This window comes from Enterococcus cecorum, assembly GCF_052119425.1.
Lineage (GTDB): Bacteria > Bacillota > Bacilli > Lactobacillales > Enterococcaceae > Enterococcus_E > Enterococcus_E cecorum_C.
The window spans coordinates 44,484-69,405 of sequence record NZ_JBQKFH010000002.1; the positions used below are offsets into that span (position 1 = coordinate 44,484).

The 24,922-nt window shown below is 36.8% G+C and carries 21 protein-coding genes and 2 pseudogenes; 6 read left to right on the forward strand and 17 right to left on the reverse strand.

The features are described 5' to 3' along the window. Nucleotides 1-52: 52 nt before the first annotated feature. From ACTQZM_RS00685 to ACTQZM_RS00705, 5 genes are read right to left on the reverse strand one after another with little or no spacing between them, the layout of a single operon-like run. The gene (locus ACTQZM_RS00685; protein WP_441652573.1) at nt 53-586 is read right to left on the reverse strand and encodes a C39 family peptidase; all 534 of its coding nucleotides are present in this window, start codon (nt 584-586) and stop codon (nt 53-55) included. Further along, entirely contained in the window at nt 587-1,132 is a 546-nt protein-coding gene (locus ACTQZM_RS00690; protein ID WP_441652574.1) for a cysteine hydrolase family protein, read from the reverse strand. 19 nt (nt 1,133-1,151) lie between these two features. Further along, entirely contained in the window at nt 1,152-1,847 is a 696-nt protein-coding gene (locus ACTQZM_RS00695) for a 5'-methylthioadenosine/adenosylhomocysteine nucleosidase (protein WP_441652575.1), read from the reverse strand. A gap of 23 nt (nt 1,848-1,870) precedes the next feature. After that, on the reverse strand, nt 1,871-2,167 hold the full coding sequence (gene macP, locus ACTQZM_RS00700) for a cell wall synthase accessory phosphoprotein MacP (RefSeq protein WP_248621071.1): 297 nt from the start codon (nt 2,165-2,167) through the stop codon (nt 1,871-1,873). A gap of 1 nt (nt 2,168) precedes the next feature. Beyond that, the gene (locus ACTQZM_RS00705) at nt 2,169-2,738 is read right to left on the reverse strand and encodes an NUDIX hydrolase (protein WP_441652576.1); all 570 of its coding nucleotides are present in this window, start codon (nt 2,736-2,738) and stop codon (nt 2,169-2,171) included. Nucleotides 2,739-2,942: 204 nt separating this feature from the next. Between ACTQZM_RS00705 and ACTQZM_RS00710 the strand changes: the two genes are divergently transcribed. Then, a complete protein-coding gene (locus tag ACTQZM_RS00710; protein WP_441652577.1) occupies nt 2,943-3,806 on the forward strand; it encodes a 5-bromo-4-chloroindolyl phosphate hydrolysis family protein in 864 nt (287 codons plus the stop codon). A gap of 21 nt (nt 3,807-3,827) precedes the next feature. Continuing rightward, a complete protein-coding gene (locus ACTQZM_RS00715; RefSeq protein WP_047340989.1) occupies nt 3,828-5,009 on the forward strand; it encodes a toxic anion resistance protein in 1,182 nt (393 codons plus the stop codon). A 45-nt stretch (nt 5,010-5,054) separates the two neighbouring features. On the opposite strand, the gene ACTQZM_RS00720 is transcribed toward ACTQZM_RS00715, so the two are convergent. Beyond that, nucleotides 5,055-6,428: an APC family permease gene (locus ACTQZM_RS00720; protein ID WP_441652578.1), complete on the reverse strand. Its 1,374-nt coding sequence runs from the start codon at nt 6,426-6,428 to the stop codon at nt 5,055-5,057. A 264-nt stretch (nt 6,429-6,692) separates the two neighbouring features. Between ACTQZM_RS00720 and ACTQZM_RS00725 the strand changes: the two genes are divergently transcribed. Beyond that, nucleotides 6,693-8,069 carry an amino acid permease gene (locus tag ACTQZM_RS00725; protein WP_441652579.1) on the forward strand — a complete coding sequence of 459 codons (1,377 nt, stop codon included), beginning with the start codon at nt 6,693-6,695 and terminating at the stop codon, nt 8,067-8,069. Nucleotides 8,070-8,119: 50 nt separating this feature from the next. Here ACTQZM_RS00725 and ACTQZM_RS00730 read toward each other — a convergent pair whose 3' ends face one another. From ACTQZM_RS00730 to treP, 8 genes and pseudogenes are all read right to left on the reverse strand, one after another. Next, complete coding sequence (locus ACTQZM_RS00730) at nt 8,120-9,094, reverse strand: Gfo/Idh/MocA family protein (protein ID WP_441652580.1); 975 nt, start codon at nt 9,092-9,094, stop codon at nt 8,120-8,122. A gap of 173 nt (nt 9,095-9,267) precedes the next feature. Next, complete coding sequence (locus ACTQZM_RS00735) at nt 9,268-10,716, reverse strand: glycoside hydrolase family 1 protein (RefSeq protein WP_441652581.1); 1,449 nt, start codon at nt 10,714-10,716, stop codon at nt 9,268-9,270. Between the two features lie 18 nt (nt 10,717-10,734). Beyond that, nucleotides 10,735-12,570: a beta-glucoside-specific PTS transporter subunit IIABC gene (locus ACTQZM_RS00740; RefSeq protein WP_441652582.1), complete on the reverse strand. Its 1,836-nt coding sequence runs from the start codon at nt 12,568-12,570 to the stop codon at nt 10,735-10,737. 288 nt (nt 12,571-12,858) lie between these two features. After that, a pseudogene (locus ACTQZM_RS00745) lies at nt 12,859-13,912 on the reverse strand (RNA-guided endonuclease TnpB family protein). A gap of 16 nt (nt 13,913-13,928) precedes the next feature. Further along, nucleotides 13,929-14,333 carry an IS200/IS605 family transposase gene (gene tnpA, locus ACTQZM_RS00750; RefSeq protein WP_441652583.1) on the reverse strand — a complete coding sequence of 135 codons (405 nt, stop codon included), beginning with the start codon at nt 14,331-14,333 and terminating at the stop codon, nt 13,929-13,931. A 155-nt stretch (nt 14,334-14,488) separates the two neighbouring features. Then, a complete protein-coding gene (gene licT / locus ACTQZM_RS00755; RefSeq protein ID WP_441652584.1) occupies nt 14,489-15,298 on the reverse strand; it encodes a BglG family transcription antiterminator LicT in 810 nt (269 codons plus the stop codon). 212 nt (nt 15,299-15,510) lie between these two features. Beyond that, nucleotides 15,511-16,695: a NupC/NupG family nucleoside CNT transporter gene (locus ACTQZM_RS00760; protein ID WP_016251017.1), complete on the reverse strand. Its 1,185-nt coding sequence runs from the start codon at nt 16,693-16,695 to the stop codon at nt 15,511-15,513. 210 nt (nt 16,696-16,905) lie between these two features. Continuing rightward, nucleotides 16,906-18,909, reverse strand: a complete 2,004-nt coding sequence (treP, locus tag ACTQZM_RS00765) for a PTS system trehalose-specific EIIBC component (protein ID WP_441652585.1) — start codon at nt 18,907-18,909, stop codon at nt 16,906-16,908. Between the two features lie 333 nt (nt 18,910-19,242). Between treP and treR the strand changes: the two genes are divergently transcribed. Further along, nucleotides 19,243-19,959, forward strand: coding sequence for a trehalose operon repressor (gene treR, locus ACTQZM_RS00770; protein ID WP_441652586.1), 717 nt, complete (start codon nt 19,243-19,245; stop codon nt 19,957-19,959). A 46-nt stretch (nt 19,960-20,005) separates the two neighbouring features. Here treR and ACTQZM_RS00775 read toward each other — a convergent pair whose 3' ends face one another. Together ACTQZM_RS00775 and ACTQZM_RS00780 are read right to left on the reverse strand one after the other, a co-directional pair. Continuing rightward, nucleotides 20,006-20,233, reverse strand: coding sequence for a hypothetical protein (locus ACTQZM_RS00775; RefSeq protein ID WP_441652587.1), 228 nt, complete (start codon nt 20,231-20,233; stop codon nt 20,006-20,008). 85 nt (nt 20,234-20,318) lie between these two features. Beyond that, nucleotides 20,319-21,719 (reverse strand): glycoside hydrolase family 1 protein, encoded by a 1,401-nt coding sequence (locus ACTQZM_RS00780; protein WP_441652588.1) that lies wholly within the window; start codon nt 21,717-21,719, stop codon nt 20,319-20,321. Between the two features lie 149 nt (nt 21,720-21,868). Here ACTQZM_RS00780 and ACTQZM_RS00785 point away from each other — a divergent pair. Beyond that, nucleotides 21,869-22,531, forward strand: a pseudogene (locus ACTQZM_RS00785) (PTS sugar transporter subunit IIC); the annotation flags it as partial. Nucleotides 22,532-22,582: 51 nt separating this feature from the next. Beyond that, nucleotides 22,583-23,305, forward strand: coding sequence for a GntR family transcriptional regulator (locus ACTQZM_RS00790; RefSeq protein WP_047342125.1), 723 nt, complete (start codon nt 22,583-22,585; stop codon nt 23,303-23,305). A 114-nt stretch (nt 23,306-23,419) separates the two neighbouring features. Here ACTQZM_RS00790 and ACTQZM_RS00795 read toward each other — a convergent pair whose 3' ends face one another. Further along, nucleotides 23,420-24,781: a TrkH family potassium uptake protein gene (locus ACTQZM_RS00795; protein WP_441652589.1), complete on the reverse strand. Its 1,362-nt coding sequence runs from the start codon at nt 24,779-24,781 to the stop codon at nt 23,420-23,422. Nucleotides 24,782-24,922: the final 141 nt, after the last annotated feature.

A 24,922-nucleotide genomic window follows, 5' to 3' on the forward strand; every position in this document is an offset into this window, starting at 1 on the left:
TATCATATCTTGAGGTGATTTTGAAAATTTTCTTGTGTTTTCATAAAAATAATTATCGCTTCATCGAAACTGTGCTATTGACCCACTTTGCCGGAATGATTTTAGCCGGATTACCCCAAACATCATGCACCAGCAAATCATAGCTGCCATCTTCATTTTGTAGATACCCGTAGCAAACAACCCAGTGATTCCCATAGCTACTCCCTCTTTTCTTAGATAAACCTACAATCAATGGAAGACCGGCATCAATGCGTTTTTTAATACGTGTCAGACAAACCATGGTAGTACTATGGGCACGATAAGGCATCTGGTAACGCCTAAAAAATCGATTCAACCCCATCGACAACTCAATCGGTAAGGTAGGAAAGCCAAATGGTTGCACCAATAGTTTTAATATTTCGACCAAGCTTGCTTGACATTGCTGGGTATTTTCCTGTAAAAAATCAGGCAAAATAGCTGGCGTAAAATGTTTTTGAAAATAGCTTAATAAAACCGCACAACAATACGTCCCACAGTAATTACCTTGCGTATTTTCTAAGTCAGCGAGTTGCTCAAAAGTTTGTTTATCTAAAATTTTTGCTTTCATTTAAACAATTGTCGCCCCTAATGTGTTTTTGAAATGATTGAGTGCCCATTGATGACCCACTTGATCAAAACTTTGCACGGCATCTTCCACGACAAAAATTTTATAGCCCAAATTATAGGCATCTACAGCGGTATGCAATACACAAATATCGGTACATACCCCAGTTAAATAGACTTCCGTAATTTGGCGTTCTCTCAAGCGTAAATCTAAATCCGTCCCACAAAAAGCGGAATAATGACGTTTGTCTAGCCAATAAATTGTTTCTTTACTTTTATTTTGCTCATACAAATCAGCCAATTTACCATATAAGTCACGCCCAGGGGTGCCTATCAGATTATGTGGCGGGAATAATTTATTTTCTGGATGATAGTGATCTTTTTTATCATGACCATCAATGGCGAAAACCACAAAATCATCATTTTCAATAAAATCTTTTGTAACCTTTACCAACGCTTCTTCAATTTGTTGACCATATTCACCAGTCGTTAACTTACCATCCGTTGCGACAAAATCATACGTATAATCAATCGAAATTAAAGCCTTCATATTTCTCACCTTTTTTCATTTATTTAATTGTATTTAAAAACTCAATTACCATTTCTGCGGAGCGTTTTCCAGCTTCATCAATAAATTCATCAAAACTCATTGTTGCTTGATGGTCTGCCGTATCACTAATTGCTCGTACAACTAAAAATGGAATATTAAATTGACGGGCAGTTTGGGCAATGGCTGCACCCTCCATCTCACAAGCAAGCGCCTCTGGAAAATGCGATTTAATTTCCGCAATTTTTTCCGGACTATTGACAAAGCTATCTCCGGTTACAATTAAGCCACTACGCACTTGTTGTCCAGTTTTTTCCGCGGCTTTTTTCATTTCATTTATAATATATTTGCTTGCTTCAAAATATAATGGCATGCCAGCTGGTAATTGACCATACTCATAGCCAAATCCTGTGACATCAACATCAAAATACGCTAATTTTTCAGAAAAGACCACATCACCAACTTTTAAGCCTTCACCAATTCCTCCTGCAGAACCAGTATTAATCACCATATTGACGCCATATTGTTGAATCAGTAAACTCGTTGTGACACTGGCAGCCACTTTCCCAATGCCTGAGCGTACCACGATGACATCATGTTTGCCTAAAGTACCCGAAACAAACAAAACTCCTGCGCGTTCCCAGGACATGGGTGCTGCCATTTTTTCCTTTAATATTTTGACTTCTTGGTCCATTGCACCGATAATTCCGATTTTCATTTTCTACCAACTTTCTGAATAAATTATATAAAAAAGATAATCATAAAAATTAAAACCAACATTAACCCAACGATAATAATTGCTTTCCATAAAAAAGAATTTAAGGCACGAGAAGTTTCTTTTTCTTCTACCCGTGATTTATGAATTTCTTTATTCTTTTTTGCTTCTTTGCGATAATGGCGAGCGATGCGTTGTTCTTCTTGTTCAAATTCTTTTTGTGCTTGTTTGGCAACAATTTGTTGATTACGTTCTAACGCCTGTTGCTCTTGTTCACGCCGTCTTCTTAATTCTGCACGTGTGAGTAAGGGCTTATCTGACATTTCATCGACCTTCCTTAAGTTTCAAATTTTCCCAATATTGGATGGCAAAAATCGTCTTTGCATCACATATTTCGCGATTCATGATTGCTTGTTTAGCCTCTTCTAATGTTAATTCATATACTTCTAAGACTTCATCTTCATCCATGGCTTTCGGATTTTCTACCTTGCTTAATTGTTTGGCATGATAAATATATAGCTGTTCATTGGCAAATCCCGGTGAAAGATACATTTGCGCCACTAACTCCCAATCTTTCGCCTGAAGTTGTACCTCTTCTTCTAGTTCACGTTGTCCAGTGGTCAAGGGATGAATATTTTCACCTGGATCGATTTTACCCGCTGGAATCTCTAAAATGACAGATTCTAGTGGCTTTCTAAATTGTTTGACAAAAACCATTTTATCTTCATCAGTGATTGCAATGATTGCTACCCCGCCTGGATGAAAGACAAGTTCTCTTTGTGATTGGGAGCCATCAGGTAATTGGACTTCATCGACACATACATCAATAATATTTCCGTGAAAAATTTCTTTACGGTGGATTGTTTTTTCTTCAAAATCTTGAAATTCCAACATTATACTTCATCCTTTGCTTTTATTTGTTTCTAGTTTACCATAGGAAGCAAAAGATTTCTTATATTTTTCATAAATCCATAAAATACTTCCTCAGTTGGATACTTTTCTGGTCAAAAAAATGCTAAAATATAAAAGAAGTGAACGCTTGCCCAATTTTAAAGCAAGCAATAGTATATAATCTACACCTTTAAGGGGAGGGTTCTAATGAAAAAAAATCTATTTATATTTGGCGTACTGATTGTGATTGCTTTTTTAGTACTAGGTTATTTTGAAACTTTCTTTTTACTTGCAGCAGCCATTGCCTTTATTATTTTTATGGCTTATTTAGCAATCCAAGCGCTAGAAAATCGGCATAAAGCGAAACCACTGTATAAGAGTCTGATTTATGCTATTGCCATTATCGCCTGTGCTACCATTGCTTTTGATCATGAATTTTATTACGATTTACGCTATGATTTTGCTGAAACCGTCATTGAAACCACAATGAAGATTTTTGCCATTTTCATTCCGATTTATCTGTATACGGCTTGGCGTAAATATTTTCAAAATAAAGTCGTGCGTCCGAATACTTTGCCACCATTATCCAAAGCCAAAGAGCAATATTACCATGAATTAGGCTTAAGTGATAGCGAAATTGAGTTATTCCGTGACACGATGAATCAAGCCAAAATTCAAATTGAGCAATTACAAAAAAATGTGAGAAGCAATTCAAAATTAAAAGCCTTAGATTTGCGTCACGACTATCTTAAAATTTCTAAAGCATTGTTTAAAGAAATCGTCAAAAATCCAACACGCTTATCCGATGCAAGTCTATTTTTATACACACATCTTCCTAACTTGGTCGATTTAACCAATAAATATGTTGAAATCAATAATCATGAAATCAAAAGTCGAGAAGCTTATGATCGTCTAGAAGAAGGCATTCAAGTCATCGAACAATTAACTGAATTGATTCAACGTGATTATCAAGACTTTGTAGCGGATGATTTTGAAGATATGGACATTGAAATCAATATGGCAAAAAAACATATCGAAAAAGATTCAGATCATCAAACCCTACAATTTTAGCATTGAAAGGCAGGAAACATGATGGACAATTTAACACCAGATACTAATAAAAGTTTGGATGACTTATTAGCCAATCCTTTTTCCGTTGATACCAATGAATTAACTAGTAGTCAACAAAACGAAATCAAACAATTTCAGGAAAAACAAACAGCTCCTCGTTTAATTGATCGTTTGGATGCCAATTATCAAGAGCAAGCCAAACAACTCGCTTCTCAAATTGACGTCAATGATGCACAGGCGGTCATCATCTACGGGGCCAATGCGCAAAGTAAATTAAGTGAATTCTCGCAAAGCATGCTAAGTCACGTCCAAGCTAACGACATTGGGCCAATAGGGGATTCTTTAAACGAGTTAATGTATCGCCTACAAGAAGCCAACCCTGATGAATTACGAGCAGGTGAAGGCAATTTCTTCCAAAGAATGTTTGGCAAAGTGAAACAATCAATTTATGAAATTACTGCTAAATACCAAAAAATCGGTGCCCAAATCGATAAAGTCGCTGTCAAATTAGAACACGAAAAAGATGGGCTAATCAAGGATAATCAAATGCTTGAACAAATGTATCAAAAGAATAAAGATTACTTTGATGCTTTAAATATATACATTGCCGCGGGTGAATTGAAAATCGATGAATTACAAAATCAAATCATTCCTCAAGCAGTGGCTAAAGCTCAAGCCTCAGGTGATCAAATGGATGTCCAAATCGTGAATGATTACACCCAATTTTTAGACCGACTTGAAAAACGGACCCATGATTTAAGATTAACGCGTCAAGTCACGATTCAACAAGCGCCACAAATTCGCTTAATTCAAAATACCAATCAAGTCTTGGCTGAAAAGATTCAATCCTCTATCCATACAGCGATTCCTCTTTGGAAAAACCAAGTCGTGATTGCCTTGACCTTATTACGTCAAAAAGATGCTGTGACTGCACAACGTCAAGTATCAGAAACGACCAATGATTTACTGAAGAAAAATGCAGAATTATTGAAAGTCTCTGCCATTGAAACGGCCAAAGAAAATGAGCGTGGTATTATTGATATCGAAACATTGCAAAAAACGCAAGATGATTTGATTGAAACCATTCAAGAAACCTTGCGTATCCAAAAAGAAGGTAAAGAAAAACGTCAAGCAGCCGAAATTGAACTTGGCGTCATGGAAGAAAATCTCAAACAAAAATTATTGGAAATTACCCATTCTTAGTAAAAAAGGTTCAACACAAAATTTTGCGTTGAACCTTTCTTTTTTTTATTTATTTAATGTGGAATGTTTATAACCATAGCCAAAGTATATGCCTAAACCAATCACCAGACTAATGAAAAAGACAATCCAAGTGGTTAAAGATAGTTGCACCATTAAGAAGATACAAAAGCCCACGGTAATGAGTGGAAAAATTGGTACAAACGGCACTTTAAATTCACCTGGTTTGGGCTCACCCGCTACTTGACGCAAGCGAATAATACCCAATGCCATCATAATCAAGTACCCTAATGCTACGATATTGGTTAACTCTGCCAATATTTGCAGCGGAAACATCGTCGCAAAAATAAAGACGACCGCACCAGAAACTAAAGTCGCGCGCACAGGAGTATGGGTTTTAGCATCTACTTTTTTCAAAGATACCGGTAGTAAGCCATCTTTACTAATCGCATAAACCAAACGTGCTAAAGAATACATCATCGAAATCGTCACAGTTAGTAAAGTTAAAATCGCCCCAATAGATATAATGGAACCAACTAAATCCAAATGCAAAAAGCGCATCGCAAACGCTACTGGGTCATTGACACCTAATTTTGTATAAGGGACTAAACCTGTTAAAATAGCTGTGACAATGATATAAAGGACTGTTGAAATGGCAATCGCGCCAATCATCCCTCGTGGCACAGTCTTTTGTGGTTCCACGACTTCTTCTGCAGCCATCGCGATCGCATCAAAACCTAAAAAGGCAAAGAACACCAAAGCGGCCCCATCAATCACACCTTCGACTCCAAAAGGCAAATAAGGTTGCCAATTGCTAGTTTTCACAAAAAAGACACCAACTACGATAAATAAAGCAATAATTCCAAACTTGATCCATACCATAAAATTATTGAGGGCTAAGGCTTTTTTCGCTTCTTGTAGCACCCAAAAGACGACAAAAATCACGACAAGGCCTGCAATCAAATCGAAATAGGTGCCCTTTTCAAGATTCAAACCAGCAGTCAAGGCTTGTGGTAATTGCAGATGGAGATAACTTAAAAAGCCTTGAAAATACGCAGACCATCCCGAGGCTACTGAAGCCACAGCCAACATGTACTCGCATAATAGAAACCATCCCGTAAGCCATGCGATAAACTCTCCAAAAACCACATACATATAGCTATATGCCCCACCGATGACCGGAATACGCGAGGCAAACTCAGCAAAACTAAAACCGGTTAATATCACGACAAAAGCAGCTAACACAAAGGATAAAGTCAAGCCTGGTCCTGCTAAATTCGCCGCAGCTTGTCCTGGTACGACAAATATTCCCGTACCAATGACCGCCCCAATCCCTAGTAAAATCAAATCTTTTAATTTCAATGTCTTGCTTAAATGACTGGATTGCTGAGTATTGATTTGTTTTTTTCTAAATAAATCCATTTTATTTCCTTTACATGTAAAAATTTAACCAACAATACCCTTCATTATACACATCCTCGTCTATACTTTCATGAGATTTTTATCATTTTTCATTATTTTATTTACGAATTTAGCAATTTTTTCAGAAAATCCATTTGGGAAAATTAAGTTTTCATTAAGAACAGGACGTATATCTTATCATTTTTCCTATGCATTATTTGAAATTTTCAGAAAATGTAATAAAATGATAGTATTCACAAAAAAGAAGTTTAAAGGAAGTTATTCATGAAAAAAGAAAAACAAGATTTACAACGTGGGCTGAAAAACCGCCATGTCCAACTCATTTCAATCGGAGGCGCCATTGGGACAGGTTTATTCTTAGGCTCCGGTAAATCGATTCAATTGGCTGGTCCATCGATACTTTTAGCCTACGCCATTATGGGAGGCGTGTGCTTTTTAATTATGCGTGCGCTAGGTGAGTTGCTCTTATCTAATACCAACCACCATTCATTTATTGATTTTATCGCCGAATACCTAGGTGTTAAAGCAGCTTTTGTTACTGGCTGGACATATTGGTTTTGCTGGATTGCGATTGCCATGGCTGACTTAACGGCAATTGGTACGTATATGAAATATTGGTTGCCGCACTTACCTAACTGGTTACCTGAGCTGATTGCCTTAACCCTGCTCATTGCTTTTAACTTAATTGCTGTTTCTTTATTTGGTGAGTTAGAGTTTTGGTTCGCTTTAATCAAAGTCGTTGCTATTTTAGCGCTGATTATTGTTGGGATTTTTATGATTATCACACATTTTCACACCAATCAAGGCGTAGTAAGCATCAGTAATCTATGGTCACACGGTGGCTTTTTTGCGGCAGGTCCTAAAGGGTTCATCCTCTCTTTTCAAATGGTTGCTTTTGCCTTTGCCGGAGTTGAACTAGTTGGTCTAGTTGCCGGTGAAACCAAAGACCCTGAAAGTGTGTTACCAAAGGCGATTAATAATATTCCTGTACGAATCATTTTATTTTATATTGGTGCTTTAGCGGTCATTATGTCCATTTACCCATGGAATTCAATGGATGGCAGCCAAAGTCCATTTGTCCAAGTTTTTTCAGAAATCGGCATTGTCTCCGCCGCTACCATTATTAATGTCGTCGTCTTGAGTTCAGCCGCATCCGCTTGTAACTCAGCCATTTATTCAACCGGTCGTATGTTGCGTTCCTTATCAGCTGAAGGAAATGCGCCACAAGCTTTCCATAAATTAACCAGTCATAAAGTACCAGCTAGAGCCATTTTCTTCTCAGCTGGCGTGATTTTACTCGCAGTGATTCTAAACTACGTGATGCCAAGTGGTGTCTTCGTATTAGTGACAAGTGTCGCAACAACTTGTTTCTTATTTATTTGGAGTATGATTGTTTTAGCCCATTTACGCTACAAAAAAACCATTCAAGGACGAAGTGAGCATCCTTTTAAAATGCCGCTATATCCTTTAAGTGATTATTTCGTTTTAGCTTTTATGGCATTTATTGCAGTCGTCTTACTCTTCCAACCTGATACCCGACAAGCATTACTTTTTGCGCCAGTCTGGTTTATCTTTTTATTGCTTGTCTATCGTTTCAAAATTGCCAAAAGCATGGTGCGTATCAAGCAAACCGAAGAATAAATTACAAGTCAAAGAGGCCGTCTATTAATCTAAGACGACCTCTTTATTGATTATCCTAAATGAAGATTGGCGCTTGCTAAGGCTTGATCAACTACTTGCATCACTGTAAGACTATGGTTTAATTGTTTAGAAGCAAAGGCCAAATCTTTTTGATCAATTACCTCAGTAAATTTCACAAACTCTTGATACATCCGATGCTTATCCAAATTCACATTCACGGCTTCTACCTCAGTTTTGCTTCGCCGTTCATAGCGTGGCATTTCATTGGTTGCGCCCAATACTTCAATTGAAGCATCTGTCCCTTGAATAACAGAACGAATTTGAGCAGTCGAATCCTTCGCACCAATACAAACCGCTTTAAATGCACCATAATCTAAAACTAAAATCCCTGAAGTATCAATATGACGTTCAACATTTGCTAAATACTGCACCTTTTCTGGCTTTCCAAACAGACCAACAACAAAATGAATATTATAAATATTAATATCCATCAATGCCCCACCACCTTTTTGTGGATTAAACGCTGGGAGAATCTTGCCTTCTTTAAAAGCATCATAACGAGAAGAAGATTGTGAATAATTACATTCTACAATCTTGATTTCCCCTAATTTAGCTAGGTCCCTTTTAATCTGTAAGAAATTGTTTAAGTACTGGTTGGTAATCGCCTCAAGTAATATCACCCGTTTTTCTGTCGCGATTTGGATTAATTCTTCTAATTGTTGGGCATTGAGTGTAAAGGGTTTTTCGCAAATGACATTTTTGCCCTGTAATAAAGCTGCTTTGGTATATTGATAATGCAAATGATTGGGTAAAGCAACATAGACTGTATCAATCGAATCATTAGCTAAGAGTGTCTCATAATCTGTATATACTTCTTGAATATGATACTGTACTTGCATCTCTTTGGCTTTGTCTAAACTACGTGGGGTACTTAATAAAGCGACTAATTCTACATTTTCAACTTGTTGAATCATCGGTAAGAATTCTTGAACAATTTTTCCTGTTCCCAAAACGGCTAACTTCATCTCTCTTCATCCTCTCAAACGTTTTCATGTATATTATGGCTTAAATAAATTAAAAAAGCCAACTAGATGAATGAAACGAAACAATTTATTCAAATATTGAACAAAAAACATAGAATCATTGAAAATCAAGTTCAAAAAAAGCTGTGAGAACAATCCCACAGCTAAAACTTTTATTAAGCTAAATCTGCACCATTAGAGGCAATCACTTGTTTATACCAGTCAAATGATTTTTTCTTCATACGTTTGCCGCTACCTTCAATCTTGTCATCCAAATCGACATAGATAAAGCCATAGCGTTTGCTCATTTCACCGGTAGACGCTGAGACTAAGTCGATACAGCCCCATGGTGTGTAACCCATCAAGTCGACACCATCTTCTATTGCTTTAGCCATTTGTTCGATATGCGCGCGTAGGTAGTCAATGCGATAATCATCTATAATTTGGCCCTCAGCATTTATTTCATCAACAGCTCCTAATCCATTTTCAACGACAAAGACTGGTTTTTGATAACGATTATACAGTTCATTTAGAGCAATTCGTAAACCAACTGGATCAATTTGCCAACCCCATTCACTCGCTTTTAAGAATGGATTACGCACCCCACCTAGTAAGTTACCAGCTACTGTATCAGATTCATCGCCAGTCACCGTCACCGCAGAAGACATGTAGTAACTAAAACCAACATAGTCAACTGGATAAGCTTTTAATAGGTCTAAGTCTTCTTTGGTAATATCAAGATCTTCAAATTTCACCCCGCGGCTATTTAAGAAACGGTTGGTATACCCTGGATATTCTCCACGTACTTGCACATCCGCACAGTAATAATTGAAGATTTGGTTTTGTTCCATCGTAGCTGCTTGGTTCACTGGATTGGCATCCAAACTATAGGTTGTCGCATAAATAATCATACAACCAATTTTTAAATCTGGATCTAACTCATGACCAATCTTCACAGCTAATGAACTGGCTACAAATTGATTATGCCATGCTTGAGCAATATTTTTGAAATCGCCCGCACCATTTGATAAAACCATGCCTTGGCTTAACGCTGGAAAATGAAGCGCTGAATTGATTTCATTAAAGGTCATCCAGTATTTTACTTTACTGTGGAAACGAGTTAAGACCACTTTGGCATAGCGTTCATAAAAGGCAATTAATTCACGATTTTTCCAACCACCATATTTTTTCGCTAAGTTTAAAGGCATTTCGTAGTGTGAAATCGTGATAACTGGTTCAATGCCATGTTTCAAGCATTCATCGATAACTTGATCATAAAATTTTAACCCTGCTTCATTTGGTTCTAATTCATCACCTTGTGGGAAAATACGACTCCAGGCAATAGAGAAACGATAACATTTAAATCCCATCTCTGCAAAAAGCGCGATGTCTTCTTTAAAATGTTCATAATAGCTGATCCCTTTATGGTTTGGGTAGACATATTTTTCTTCATCAATCGTCCAGTCAAATTCTGGGCTGCCTAGGACTTCAAAACGAATTTTTCCACCTGGCATCGCATCCGCAACCGATAAGCCCTTGCCATCTGCTAAATAGGCACCTTCTAATTGATTTGCTGCTGTAGCGCCACCCCATAAAAAGTTTTCAGGAAATACTGTTTGACTCATATTTATTACCTACCTTTATTATTTGATTACGACTAGAAAATCTTCATTTGCTAATACTTCTACTTGATTTAAATCTAAAATATCCGCATAATCATTGGTATTTGTCACAATGATTGGGGTAATTAGATTATAACCTTTATTGGAAACGCGTTCAACATCAAATTGTACCAACAAATCTCCTTGTTTCACTTGTTGTCCTTCTTTTACTTTTAATGTGAAACCATCGCCCTCTAGTTCAACGGTATCCATTCCGATATGCATTAAGATTTCTACACCGTCATTCGTTTTCATTCCAATCGCATGTCCAGTTGGAAAAGCCGTCATAATCACACCATCAGCTGGAGCCAATAATTCTCCTTTAGTCGGCTGAATAGCGATTCCTTTACCCATCGCACCTGAAGCAAAGACTGGATCAGGTACTTCAGATAAGGCTACTACTTCACCAGTTAATGGGCTTTTTAATACAACACGTTGGATTTGCGTATCCGTTGTTTGTGCTTTGGAGTCAGTAGTTATTTTTTCAATCGTCTCAGCTGTTTGATTTTCTTTATATAAAACTAAGGTCAAAATAAAACCTAAAATAAAAGATACAATTGTGGCAATCACAGCCATCATAACATTAGATTCAATTTTTGGATTAGGACTAATGAAGGTTGGAATAGAAAGAACGCTGATTAAACCAAAAGCAAAAACTTTCACTTTCGCCCAACCGATGATGGCACCACCGACTGCACCTGAAATACAAGCCGCAATAAATGGCTTTTTCAGTGGTAATGTCACCCCGTAAACCGCTGGCTCAGTAATTCCAAAGAAAGTGGTTAAACCAGAAGAAATCCCTAACGAACGCATTTTGATATCTTTTGTACGTACCGCAACGGCTAAGGCTGCCCCACCTTGTGCAACAATTGCTGGTAATAACATTGGTGCCATTGTGTCAAAACCTAAATTGGATAAGTTAAGCATCATAATCGGTACAAAGCCCCAATGCATACCAAACATGACAAATACTTGCCATAAGCCACCCATTACCGCACCAGCAACTAGTGGACTAAGGTTATAAATACTATTATATACGCCACCTAAAGTATTACCGATAATTGTACCCACTGGACCTAATGCCACAAAGGTTAAAGGAACCATCACTAATAACACAATTAAAGGATAAAAAATAGTGTGTAGTGATTTTGGCACAACTTTTTTAATGATTGGTTCAATTTTACTTTGTACAAAAACAGCTAGTAAAATTGGTAATACTGAAGAAGTATAGCCAGATGGAGATAACACTGCTGGAATGCCTAGAAAATCTAAACCTTTGCCCGCTGAAGCAAGCGAAGTAATATTGGGATAAACTAACGCAAAAGCAATTGTTGCAGCAAGATATTCATTTGCTTTAAACTTTTTAGCTGCTGTATAGGCTAACATCACAGGCAAGAATGTAAAAAGACCATCCGCACCTGCATATAAAATTTGATACGTCCCACTCGTTGCATCCATCCAATGAAGCGTCGTTGCTAATGCCAAGAAACCTTTGAGTACCCCCGCAGCTGCCATAGCCCCTAAAAACGGAGTAAAAATACTAGAAACAATATCAATTAATACACTTAACACATTTCCTTTTGGCGTGCTGTCTTCTTTTGATTCGCCAAGGGCATTGTTTTCCATAATTTCTTGATACTGTCCGCCACTTTGTACGACTTGAACTACCTCAGGATCGGCTTTTATCGCTTGGGTATCCGCCTTGCCCTCATCTTTTAATTTAAATCTTAGGCGGGTCGCACAGTGTGTAAGGATAATAACGTTATCTTTCCCACCTACCGCTTCAAAAACACGTTGTCCTACTGAATTTTTACTCATGATTGAACCTACTTTCTTTTTTTATTAAAAAAACCTAGATTGAAAAAACGGCATACTAAAAAGTATACACATCATTTTCAATCTAGGTTTTGCCTGACTTACTCAGTAACAATCCTTTGAATATGAATCGGTGAACTACTCACCACTTAGCTAAACCTAACGGTTCTTAACGCTTGAAGTGGGAGGTTCTTGGGAATAGAGCATACTTGATAGCTTATTTCTTCACTAACAGCGGTTTCTCTTATTTACCAAGCTATCCCCGTAGTTCCTACGGTTTTTTGATTGTGCCTAAGCTGAAGTTTGTATTCTTAGACCTTCGACCAGTATATTGATACTAGCGTTGATATCACGGTCATGATGAGTATGACAAATAGGGCAAGTCCATTCTCGAATATCAAGCGATTTCTTGCCATCTTTATGTCCGCACTCTGAACAAATCTGACTAGACGGAAACCACTGATCCACTTTGATGATTTCGCAACATACCTTTTACGTTTAAGTCTTCAATACAGATAATATCGTGATTTTTGATAATTTCTGTACTTAACTTATTCAGAAAATCAGCACGTTGATTCATTACTTTTTCATGCAATCTAGCTACTTTGCGTTTTTGTTTTTGATAATTTTTAGCTTCAAACAAATTGATGCCTTTTTGTTTGGCTAATAATGCCCGTCTTGATAACTTACGTTGTTCACGTTTTAATTTCTTTTCCATTTTGGACGTGAATTTATGATTATCAATTTTTTGTCCATCTGAAAGAATCGCAAAGTCTGTAATACCTAAGTCAATACCAATGGCAGAATTGGTTTTAGGTAACTCGCTAATTTCTTCTTTACATAACAAAGAAATATAGTATTTGCCACTAGAATGACGTGATATTGTAGCAGATTTAATCATCCCTTTTGGTTGTCTATGAAGATTAATTCTTACTAATGATTTCAATTTAGGAATTTTTATTAATTTACTATCAATCAAAGCAACTGTGCCATTTTGATTATTCGTTGTATAACTCTGAACAGGATTTTTCTTACTTTTGAAACGTGGAAAGCCAACGGATTTATTCCGAAAAAAATTCTTGTATGCTTTATCTAAATGAAGTTGGGCATTGGCCAAAGCAAGGCTATCCACTTCTTTCAGAAATGGAAATTCATTCTTATATTTAGCCGGTGTTGGAAAAGTCATTTTTTTAGAAGGATTATTTTTAACTTCTTCATACGCTTTTTTTCGATCATTAAGCATCAGATTGTAGACCTTACGAACGTAGCCGAAAGTTTTGGCAAAGAAGATTTCTTGTTCCTCTGTTGGATAGATTCTGAATTTGTACGCTTTTAGTCGTTCCACAAAGTTCACCTGCTTTCTATTTATGATTGTTTCCTTGATTTTGGATGTATTTCTTTACCACATCAATTGGTGCTCCACCAGTCGTCAACAGACAAAAACTTTTAGACCAGAACTGTTCTTCCCAAAGAAATTGTTTGACTCTTGGGAAGTCACGTTTTATCAATCTTGAACTAGCGCTTTTATAGGCGTTTATAAATTTTGTCAATTCTGTTTTAGGATGAGCTTTAAACATGACATGAATATGGTCTTTATCGTGATTCCACTCCACTAAAGTAATGTGATACGATTCTGAAATTCTTTCAAAAGTTGCTTTAGCATAATCAGATATGTCATCATCTATCACTTGTCTGCGATATTTAGTTACTAAAATAAGATGGTAATAAAGAAGGAACACTGAATGGTTATTTGTATCTAATTCCATTTTATATCACTCATTTCTAATATAGACTGATTATAAAATAGAACGAAATAAGAAGACAATGTACTGTATTGCCGGTCTTCGAGTTACCAACAGTAACCCTCATACCGAACGGCATTCATCACCCACCTATAGAGGATGGGCGACTTCTGCCTGAATTACGTTAAATAGATTTGTTCTGACTCCTCCATTAACGGAAGATGTTGGGTGTGCAAATAATCATTTATTCGCTGCACACATTGAAAAGCTTGTGGATATTTTCCTTGAACCAAAGCATATAAGAATTCATCTGGCTGCTCTTTTAGATTTTCGTTACGAACATAGCGTTGGGCAAAATATTGTAAATGTGTGACCATCCGCTGATAAGCAAGACTTTCTTCATCAAAAGTTTTACCAAAAAAGCGCCGGATCAAGGTAAGGATATCGCGAACCAATTTAGTTGCTTGCATGGTTTGCTGCATATTTTGACTATCTTGTTGACTATTGACCAAGTGAAAAGCAATAAAACCAGCTTCTTCTTCAGGTAAAAGAACGCCCAACCGTGTTTGGATAATGACTAAAGCTTGCTTTGCCACATAATATTCTTCTGGATAGTATTTCTTAGTCTCGAATAGTAAAGGATTCGCTAAGGTGATTCCTGATTTTTGACGCTCAATCGCATAATGCACATGATCAGTCAAATTCAAAAATACACTTGGCAAGAGCTTAATTTTCAGCGAATGTTCAGCCAACTCGACAAATTCACGCACCGCCTCTAATTCTTCAGGCTGGATATCGGTCAGTAACTGCTCAAATTGCTGCAACTCTTGACTATCCTTTAAGACAAATTCTTTTTCAACCTTTGCTCTGTCAAATTGCTGCCCAGCTTTTCTACCAAATGCTAGGCCGCGTCCCATACAAACAATTTCTTCGCCAGCTTCATTTTTTGAAAGCACCACATTATTATTAAATACTTGTAAAATTTCCACGAAGCTGACTCCTTAAGTAATTTATTGTACAAAAAAAGCCAGAATCCCCCCATTTACTGAAATGAGAAATTCCGGTTTTGCCTGCCGAACAGTAACAATCCTCTGTACAAAAAGTATATTAGCAGATTCTAAAACCGTTTTCAAGTACTTTTTTAAATATTTCAAAAAAAATAGACGATAAGCCACTACACCTATCGTCTGTTTTTTGAGGATTATACTAAAATTCCGGCAATAATCGCACTTAAGAAGCTAACTAAAGTCGCCGCAAATACAATCTTTAAGCCATGTTTAGCGACTAAGTTTCCTTTTTCTTCATTTAAGCCTTTCATCGCACCACTAATAATCCCGATAGAAGAAAAGTTCGCAAAGGAAACCATAAAGACTGACAGAATCGCTTGTGTATGTTCGCTAAAATGCCAGTTGCCTTGAGAGAGTTCGCTCATCGCTACAAATTCATTGGTTACTAATTTAGTCGCCATTAAACTACCTGCATCCACTGCTTCATTCCAAGGAATCCCTGTTAAGAAGGCTAATGGCGCAAAGACATAACCTAATAACTCTTGGAAAGTAAAACCAGTAATTCCTTTAAAAATCGCGTTAATCATCGCAATTGCTGCCACAAAACCGATCAACATCGCCGCAACAGTAATCGCCACGTGGAAACCATCCAGAATATACTCCCCTAACATCTGGAAAAAAGTTTGATCTTTGTCCTCTTCAGAAGCATTGAATTGATCTTCTTTTTCGCCTAGTTCATATGGATTGATTAAGCTGGCGATAATAAAACCACCAAATAAGTTTAAAACCAATGCACAAATGACATATCTTGGCTCAATCATCGCCATATAAGAACCGACAATTGACATTGAAACGGTAGACATAGCTGAAATACTCATCGTCAATAAGCGTTTTTCAGTTAAAAATTTCAATTCTTTTTTATAAGAGATAAATACTTCTGACTGCCCTAAAATTCCGGAAGCTACACCATTATAAGATTCCAATTTACCCATACCATTGATATAGCTAATGGCTAACCCTACATATTTAATGAATAATGGTAAAATCTTAATATAACGTAATATCCCAATAATGGCTGAGATAAAGACGATTGGCATCAAAACATTTAGGAAAAAAGGTGCACTGCCTTTATTCGCTACTCCGGCAAAGACAAAATTAACACCACTAGCGGCAAATTCCAATAAATAATCAAATAATTTAGCAAAAGAAGCCACTAAAAAGGTCCCCACAGAAGTTCTTAATAAGAAAAATCCTAAAACAAACTGCAAGACCAACATGATTCCAATCGATTTCCAACGGATTTGACTTTTGTTACTACTTGCCAAATAACTTAATCCAATAACAATAATTAAACCAACGCACGCAATCAATAGCTGCATTTTCCCACCTCTTCATTTCTTTTTTCTTGTATATACATTTGACATACTGTTTTATAGATTAAGTATTTTCCACTATAATTGCAAGCATTGGATAACGATTTTTAGTATATTCTAAATAAGTAGACGCTAACATTTTAATAAAAATAATAAGTGAGATATAAGAAAAAAACTCACCACAACTAGGTGTGATGAGTCCATGAATCATTCTTATTATAAGCTTGTTACAGTTACAACCGTTTCGCCAGCATTCACTGGTTTCGTAGCTACCACTGGATCTACTTGGAAATCATTAGAGTTAGTGATAATTACTGGTGTTTGTGTCGTGTAACCAGCTTCTTTCACTACATTTAAGTCAACTTCAAGTAATAATTGTCCCGCTTTAACCGCATCGCCTTGTTTCACATGCGCAGTGAATCCTTTACCATCTAATTCAACAGTATCTAAACCTACATGGATTAATAATTCTACGCCAGTGTCACTTACTAAACCAATCGCATGTTTTGTTGGGAATAATAAGCTGACTGTACCATCAAATGGCGCAACTAATTTACCTTCAGAAGGATCAATTACAACCCCTTGTCCCATTGTACCTTGTGCAAATACTGGATCTTTGGCATCTGCTAATGGTAATAATTGTCCAGTAAATGGTGCTTTGACTTCAGTTTTTGTACCAGCAGCTACAACTTTTGCTTGAGTTGCTTTTGGTGCTTCATCGACTTCACCTAAACCAACTGGAATTGTTTGTTCTACACGGTCGATTTTGTTAAAGATACCTGCTTTACGGAAGAATAAAGTTAAGATAATTGGAACGACAATTGCAATCGCCATCGCAATTAAGAAGATTAAGTAACCTTGAGCACCTGTGCCTTTACCTACACCTAGACTATTCTTGATAGCTAAGATACCTGGTAGACCACCGACACCGATAGCATTAGCACGAACTTTCATAATTGTGATAAACATACCTGCAATACCTGAACCAATCATCGCAGCAACGAATGGATAAACATATTTTAAGTTAATCCCAAACATCGCTGGTTCAGTAACCCCTAACCAAGCTGAAATAACAGATGGTACTGAGATTTGTTCTTCTTTTTTGTTTCCACGGTGAGCAATAACAACCGCTAATACTGCAGCACCTTGCGCGATATTAGATAAACAGATCATTGGCCAAAGGTTAGTTGAACCAAAGTCGGCAATTAATTGAGAGTCAATCGCTAAAGTGGTATGGTGCAAACCAGTGATTACTAATGGCGCATAAACCGCACCGAAAATACCACCGAATAACCAGTTAAGAGGTGATTCTAAACCAGTATTCACAATCCAAGAAATACCTGAACCAATCTTCCAACCAATTGGACCTAAAATAGTATGAGCCGCAATGATTGTTGGTAATAATGAGAAGAATGGTACGAAAATCATTGAAACAGATTCAGGGATACGTTTTCTAAAGAATCTTTCTAAGTAAACAAGTAAGAATCCGGCCATCATCGCTGGAATCACTTGTGCTTGGTAACCAATTTTAGCTACTTGGAAGAAACCAAAATCCCAAGACCAGTTTTTCGCAATTTCAGCAGCAGAAGTACCATTTACAGCATAAGCATTTAACAATTGAGGAGAAACTAAAGTAATCCCTAAGACAATCCCCAAAATTTCAGTAGCGCCCATTCGACGAGCAATACTCCAAGTAATACCTACTGGCAAGAAGTGGAAAATCGCTTCACCAGGTAACCACAAGAAACTATTTACCCCATTCCAGAATGGCGATACGGCAACAATTGTTTGATTACCTAAAAAGCCAAATTGCACACCTTCTAAAATATTACGGAAACCTAAAATTAAACCACCTACGATAATTGCTGGTAATAATGGTGTGAAGATTTCAGCTAACATGGTAATCACACGTTGTACTGGATTTTGGTTTTGTTTCGCAGCTGATTTCGCATCTTCTTTAGAAACCCCAGATAATCCAGATACTGCAATAAAATCATTGTAGAATACAGGCACATCATTCCCAATAATTACTTGGAATTGCCCTGCATTCGTAAACATTCCTTTAACCACTGGAATATTTTCGATTGTTGCTTCGTCTGCTTTTTTTGGATCATTTAAGACAAAACGCATTCTTGTCGCACAGTGTGTAACAGCTGATACGTTTTCTCTACCACCAATGGCAGATAGCAACTCTTTGGCTTCTTTGTCGTATTTGCCCATAGTTTTTTCCTCCTTATAAACAACTTGTATAACTATGTTTCTTACATGCTTAATATACTGTATTTCATACCTTTTGTAAACCGTTTACAATTTTGAAAACACGTTTGAAAATTTTCTTAAATTAGAGAATTTTAATCATTCGGTTTCTGTTACCGGTGCCCCAGATATAAATATGTCTTTATTCTACCTACCTGTATGGGAATTCACCAACAAGCTAAAGTTTAACAAGCTTATAAATTAATTTTTTTTAATTTTTATAAATAATATCTGTTTTTTTCGTATGATAGAGATGTTAAGTATTTATGATGTACATACAAGTTAGAGGGGTTCTTGATGAAAATATATGAATTAATCTATCAACAATTAGAAAGTGAAATCTTATTGGGAAATTATCCCCCAGAAACCTTTTTGCCAAGCGAAAGCCAATTAGCTAAGCACTTTGACGCCTCACGCGATACCATTCGCAAAGCCTTGCAACAATTGACCAACCATGGCTATATCAAAAAAGTTCAAGGGAAAGGTTCGCTAGTCTTAAGAAGAGAACAGTTACGTTTCCCTGTTTCTGGTCTAACTAGTTATAAAGAGTTACAAAATGCCTATGGTTATGATAGCAGCACCCAAGTTGAAAGTTTAACCAAGCTAATTGTCAAAAAAGAACTGGCTGAAAAAACTGGCTTTGAAGAAAATCACGAAGTTTGGTCCGTCCTAAGAAGTCGTAAAATTGATGGGCAAAAGGTAATTTTAGATTGGGATTTGATTGCGCTAGAATTTGTGAAAGAGCTTGATACTGAAATTGCCAAAGATTCCTTATATGCCTACTTTGAAAAACAACTAGGACTAGAAATCTCTTTTGCTGAAAAAGAAATTACGGTTGACCCTGTTAAAACCTTGGATAAATTATACTTGGATTTAAATGAGCAAGATACCCACATTGTTTCGGTGACAAGTCGCGTCTTCTTAAAAAATATGCGGCAATTTCAATATACAGAAAGCCATCATCGCCTAGACAAGTTTAAATTTCATGATTTTGCTCGTCGCCATCAATTGTAAAAAAGTAGCTTCCTTCTATTGATCAATCATAGAAGAAAGCTACTTATTATTTTTGAGCATTCCTATATAAATCTGTGGCTTGACTCATCGAAAGCTTAAAGGAACAGCAAATACGTTTGATGGCTAAATCTTTATTTGGACTCTTACGTATGATTTGGGAAATCAAGTGTTCATCTTGCTTCGACATGACTTTAGGTAGTACTTTGCATCGCGTGCTGAAAAACCATAGACTTATGCCAACTAATATACCGATTATGACAAAACCTAGCCACATCACACATCATCCTTTGCTTTTTATTTGATTTTAGCAAAAGAATCTTAAAAATGTATCCGCCTCCAGCATGATTTTTCCATAGATTTTAGGCTTCAAAACCATTTTGATCAGCCACTTGTTTGAACCAATGTCCTGATTTTTTAATTGTCCGTTTCCCATCATTGACCAAATCGACTGAGATAAAGCCATAGCGATTCTTATAGGCATTCAACCATGACCAGTTATCCATGCAAGTCCACATATGATATCCTTTACAATTGGCACCTTCTTGAATGGCTTGATGGACATATTTCAAATGATTTTGCACAAATTCAATGCGATAATCATCCTCAATTTGCCCTTCTTCATTGATAAAGCGTTCTTCACCTTCCACACCCATGCCATTTTCCGAGATATAACATGGAATATTGCCATAATTATCACGAACATTGATTAAGATATCATAAATTCCTTTTTCATATATTTCCCAGCCACGATAAGGATTCATTTTACGACCTGGCATTTCATAGTTATCAAAGAAATCATCAGGCATTGGATGATTCGGATCAACTTTTGATAAATCTTCCTTTGCTTTGATTCGGCGTGGTTGATAATAATTAATGCCTAGAAAATCAATGGTATTCTCTTTGAAAATCGCAGCATCTTCAGCTTGTCTTTCCGGTAGTAAATCTAATTGTTTGACCACTTCAATTAAATCTTGTGGATATTCTCCTTTGATGGCTGGTTCTAAAAATGAACGATTAAAGAAAGCATCGGCCAATTGACTCGCTTTGACATCTGCGGGATTGTTTTCATCACGAGGATAGCTTGGGGTAAGATTTAAAATAATCCCAATTTGACCACCTAGATTCATTTGATGATAAGCTTGAATTGCAAGGGCACTGGCTAAAGCTTCATGATAACCGACTTGAACCGCATGCTTCATATTAACCTCAGCTGGATAATGAAATTGATATAAATACCCACCTTCAACAGGCACAATTGGTTCATTATGGGTAAACCAATATTTCACCCGATCCCCAAACAATTCAAAACAAGTCTTCGCATAGTTCACATAAGCCTCTACTGTTTGGCGATTTAACCAACCACCTTGTTCTTGTAGTTTCATTGGCATGTCAAAATGATATAAATTGATAAAAGGCTCGATACCATTGGCAATGAGTTCATCAATATAATCATTATAAAATTGTACCGCCTTTTCGTTCACTTTCCCGACACCCTCTGGAATGAGTCGACTCCATTGAATTGAAGTACGAAACGAATTATGTCCGACTTGCTTCATTAATTGAATATCTTCTTTGTATTTGGTATACACTTGTGAAGTCTTGTCTGGTCCTACTTGATTAAAAAAGGGTATTGGATTTTGTTGATACCAATAATCCCAAATATTTTCGCCTTTACCATCACCAGCTACTCGGCCTTCTGTTTGCGGACCACTAGCGGCTGAACCCCAAAAGAAATCTTGTGGAAATTGATAAAAAGTCATAATAAATGCCTCCTGGATACGTTTTTATATTTCTGTTAACTCTATTATAGCAACTTATTTATCAAAATCAATCTTTTTGTTATAAATGACTAGACATTTATTTTGAATGATGGTATATTTTCGTTGTAACGGTTACAAATCTATAAGTGAATATGCACGATATTGTTTACCAAGTGATTCAAGCACCATTAACTGGTCTAGGAAGTAGCTTACCTGCGACTTTAATTGCTTTATTCTTTGTCCAATTTTTATGGTTCTTTGGATTACATGGCCAAATCATCGTCAATTCCGTCATGGATCCAATTTGGAATACCTTAATGTTAGAAAACTTAGAAGCCTATAAAGCCGGCAAAGAATTACCACACATTATCACCAAACCATTCATGGAAGTCTTTACGGTTGGACTTGGTGGTTCAGGGATGACCTTAGCAGTTGTGATTCTAATGGCCTTTGTTTTGAAGAAAAAACAATACCAAGATGTCGGTCGTCTCGCTTTAGCACCTGGTATCTTTAACGTCAACGAACCAGTTATTTTGGGTCTACCTATCGTATTAAATCCAACTATTTTAATACCATGGGTCATTGCACCATTAATTGTCACAACCTTAAATTACTTAGTTATGGCCGCTGGAATTGTACCAGCTCCAACTGGTGTATCTGTACCTTGGACTGTGCCTATCTTCTTTAGCGGCATGCTCGCAACCAACTCAGTATTAGGTGGCGTCTTACAAATTGTTGCCTTTTTAATTGTCGCTATCGTTTGGTATCCATTCTTACGTGTACTAGACAAACAACTTGATTCTGCGCTATAATTTTACCAATAAGAAACAAAGATGACGGTAAAATGGTTGGGAGGAACAAACATGCCAAAATATGAAGAAATTGCCAATATACTTAGAGAAAGAATCCTAAATGGCACATATCCAGTGGACAGCTTCCTTCCCCACCAGACAGAATTGGTCAAAGAGTTTAATGTTAGCCGCATGACCATCAAAAAAGCGGTCAATATCTTAACGGTTGAAGGCCTTGTGTATTCAAAACAAGGAATGGGGACAAAAATTCTCAACTCTTCCTTTTGGGATAAAGATGATGATCTTTATCGTTTTAACCAATATCAAGGGCTCACGAGTGATTTCAAAAATGATGAAAGAACCTTAACGAGTCAGGTCATTTTATTTACGGTTATCTTTCCTAGTGAAGAGATTGCACAAAGACTTGCTGTTGATACCCAAACACCAATTTACCAAATTATTCGTCTGCGTTTGGTAGATAATCAGCCCTTTGTCTTAGAACATACTTATATGCCTTGTGATTTAGTTCCTGGTCTATCACGTGAGATTCTTCAAAATTCGATTTATAGTTATATCCAAGACGAATTAAAAATCAATTTTGCTGGAAGCTATCGTCATATCACTGCAGAAAAGCCTGATGAATATGATCAAAAATATCTACACTGTGAATTGACCGATCCAGTATTGCAAGTCGAACAAGTAGTCTATCTCGAAAATGGCCGTCCGATTGAATATTCGAGAAGTCGCAATCGTTATGACGCAAGAGGCTACTCATTATTAGATGTCAAAAAATAAATAATGATGGTGTGTCACTTTTATCTTTAAAGTTGGCACATCATTTTTTTATGCAAAAACGGATATTCCTGACTAACCTTGATTGTTAATCTGGAATATCCGTTACTATTTATCTTAACCAACAAGCACGCTTTCATATGGATATTGATAGCGACAAGTTGTTTTTTGATTATTGGACATTAATGAGAAGAGTACGGTCATGATACCCACTCGACCAATATACATTAAACCAATAATTAATAATTTACCAAATTCGGTTAAATCTGGCGTTAAGCCCATCGTCAAGCCTACTGTACCAAAGGCTGAGAATACTTCAAAAGCCGCGTACTCAATCCCATTTTGACGTGGTAAATGTTCGGTCGCTGATAAAATCATAATCGAGATAACGCATAGACTTAAGGTGATAAAGAATAAAGTCATCGCCCGAAATACTGCGGTTTCTTTAATCGAGCGGCCAGCAAATTCAGCCCGTTGACGCCCCTTTAATAGTGAAATCATCTGAATTAAGACGACTCCGAAAGTTGTTGTTTTCAAACCACCGGCAGTCGATCCAGAGGTACCACCGATATACATCAAGAACATGGTTAAAATTAATCCTGGATTAGACATCGCCGCATAATCTACAGAATAAAATCCAGCTGTTCTTGGCGTAACCGACATAAATAAAGTATTCATCAATCGAACCAAGAAATTATCGCTTTGAACTAAGTAACGCCCATTATGCTCAGAGAAGAAGAAAATCACGAAGCCACCAAGCAACAATAACCCAGTCATCATCAACGCAATTTTACTATGCATGGACATCCGCTTAGTATGTTTATACTGTAATAAATCACGCCAAACTAAAAATCCTAAGCCCCCAGAAACAATCAAGAAAGAAATGACCAATAAAATATAGGGATCATTTTGGAAAGGCACTAAACTATCTCCGAATAAATCAAAACCAGCATTACAAAAACTAGAAATTGCATGGAAAAGGGCATACCAAATTCCCTTAATGATACCGTAACGCGGAACCAAATCAATCGCTAATAACACCATTCCCGTTGTCTGAATTGCAATCGAAAACTTTAATACATACAAGGTTAACTTCATCACACCAGACATATCATCTAAATTTAAGGCTTCTTTTAAAACAATTCGAGTGCTCAGATTGACCTTTTTCTTCGCTAAGGTATAAAAAATAATTGGCAGCATCATAAAGCCTAAACCACCCATTTCAATTAAAAGCATGATGATGATTTGACCAAAAATACTCCAATGTTGTGCTGTATTTAATGTCGTCAATCCCGTTACACAAGTCGCTGAAGTTGCGGTGAATACAGCATCTAAAAAATTCGTAAATTGACCACTTTGCGAACTAATCGGCAAGGAAAGTAAAAAGCCTCCGGTCAAAATAATTATCGCAAATCCTAGAGATAAAAATTTGACTGGCCCTAATTTTTGAATATTACTCTTTTTTTCTTTTTTTAACATTTTCGCCCCTTCATTTCAATAAACTAAATCCTCATTCTTATTGTACCGCAATATCATAACCGAGTCATCCCATAAAAGCAACCCTTATTCAAAAATCTGATGGAAAGTAAAAGTTTGATTACTAATATTAAGGTTTCCAGT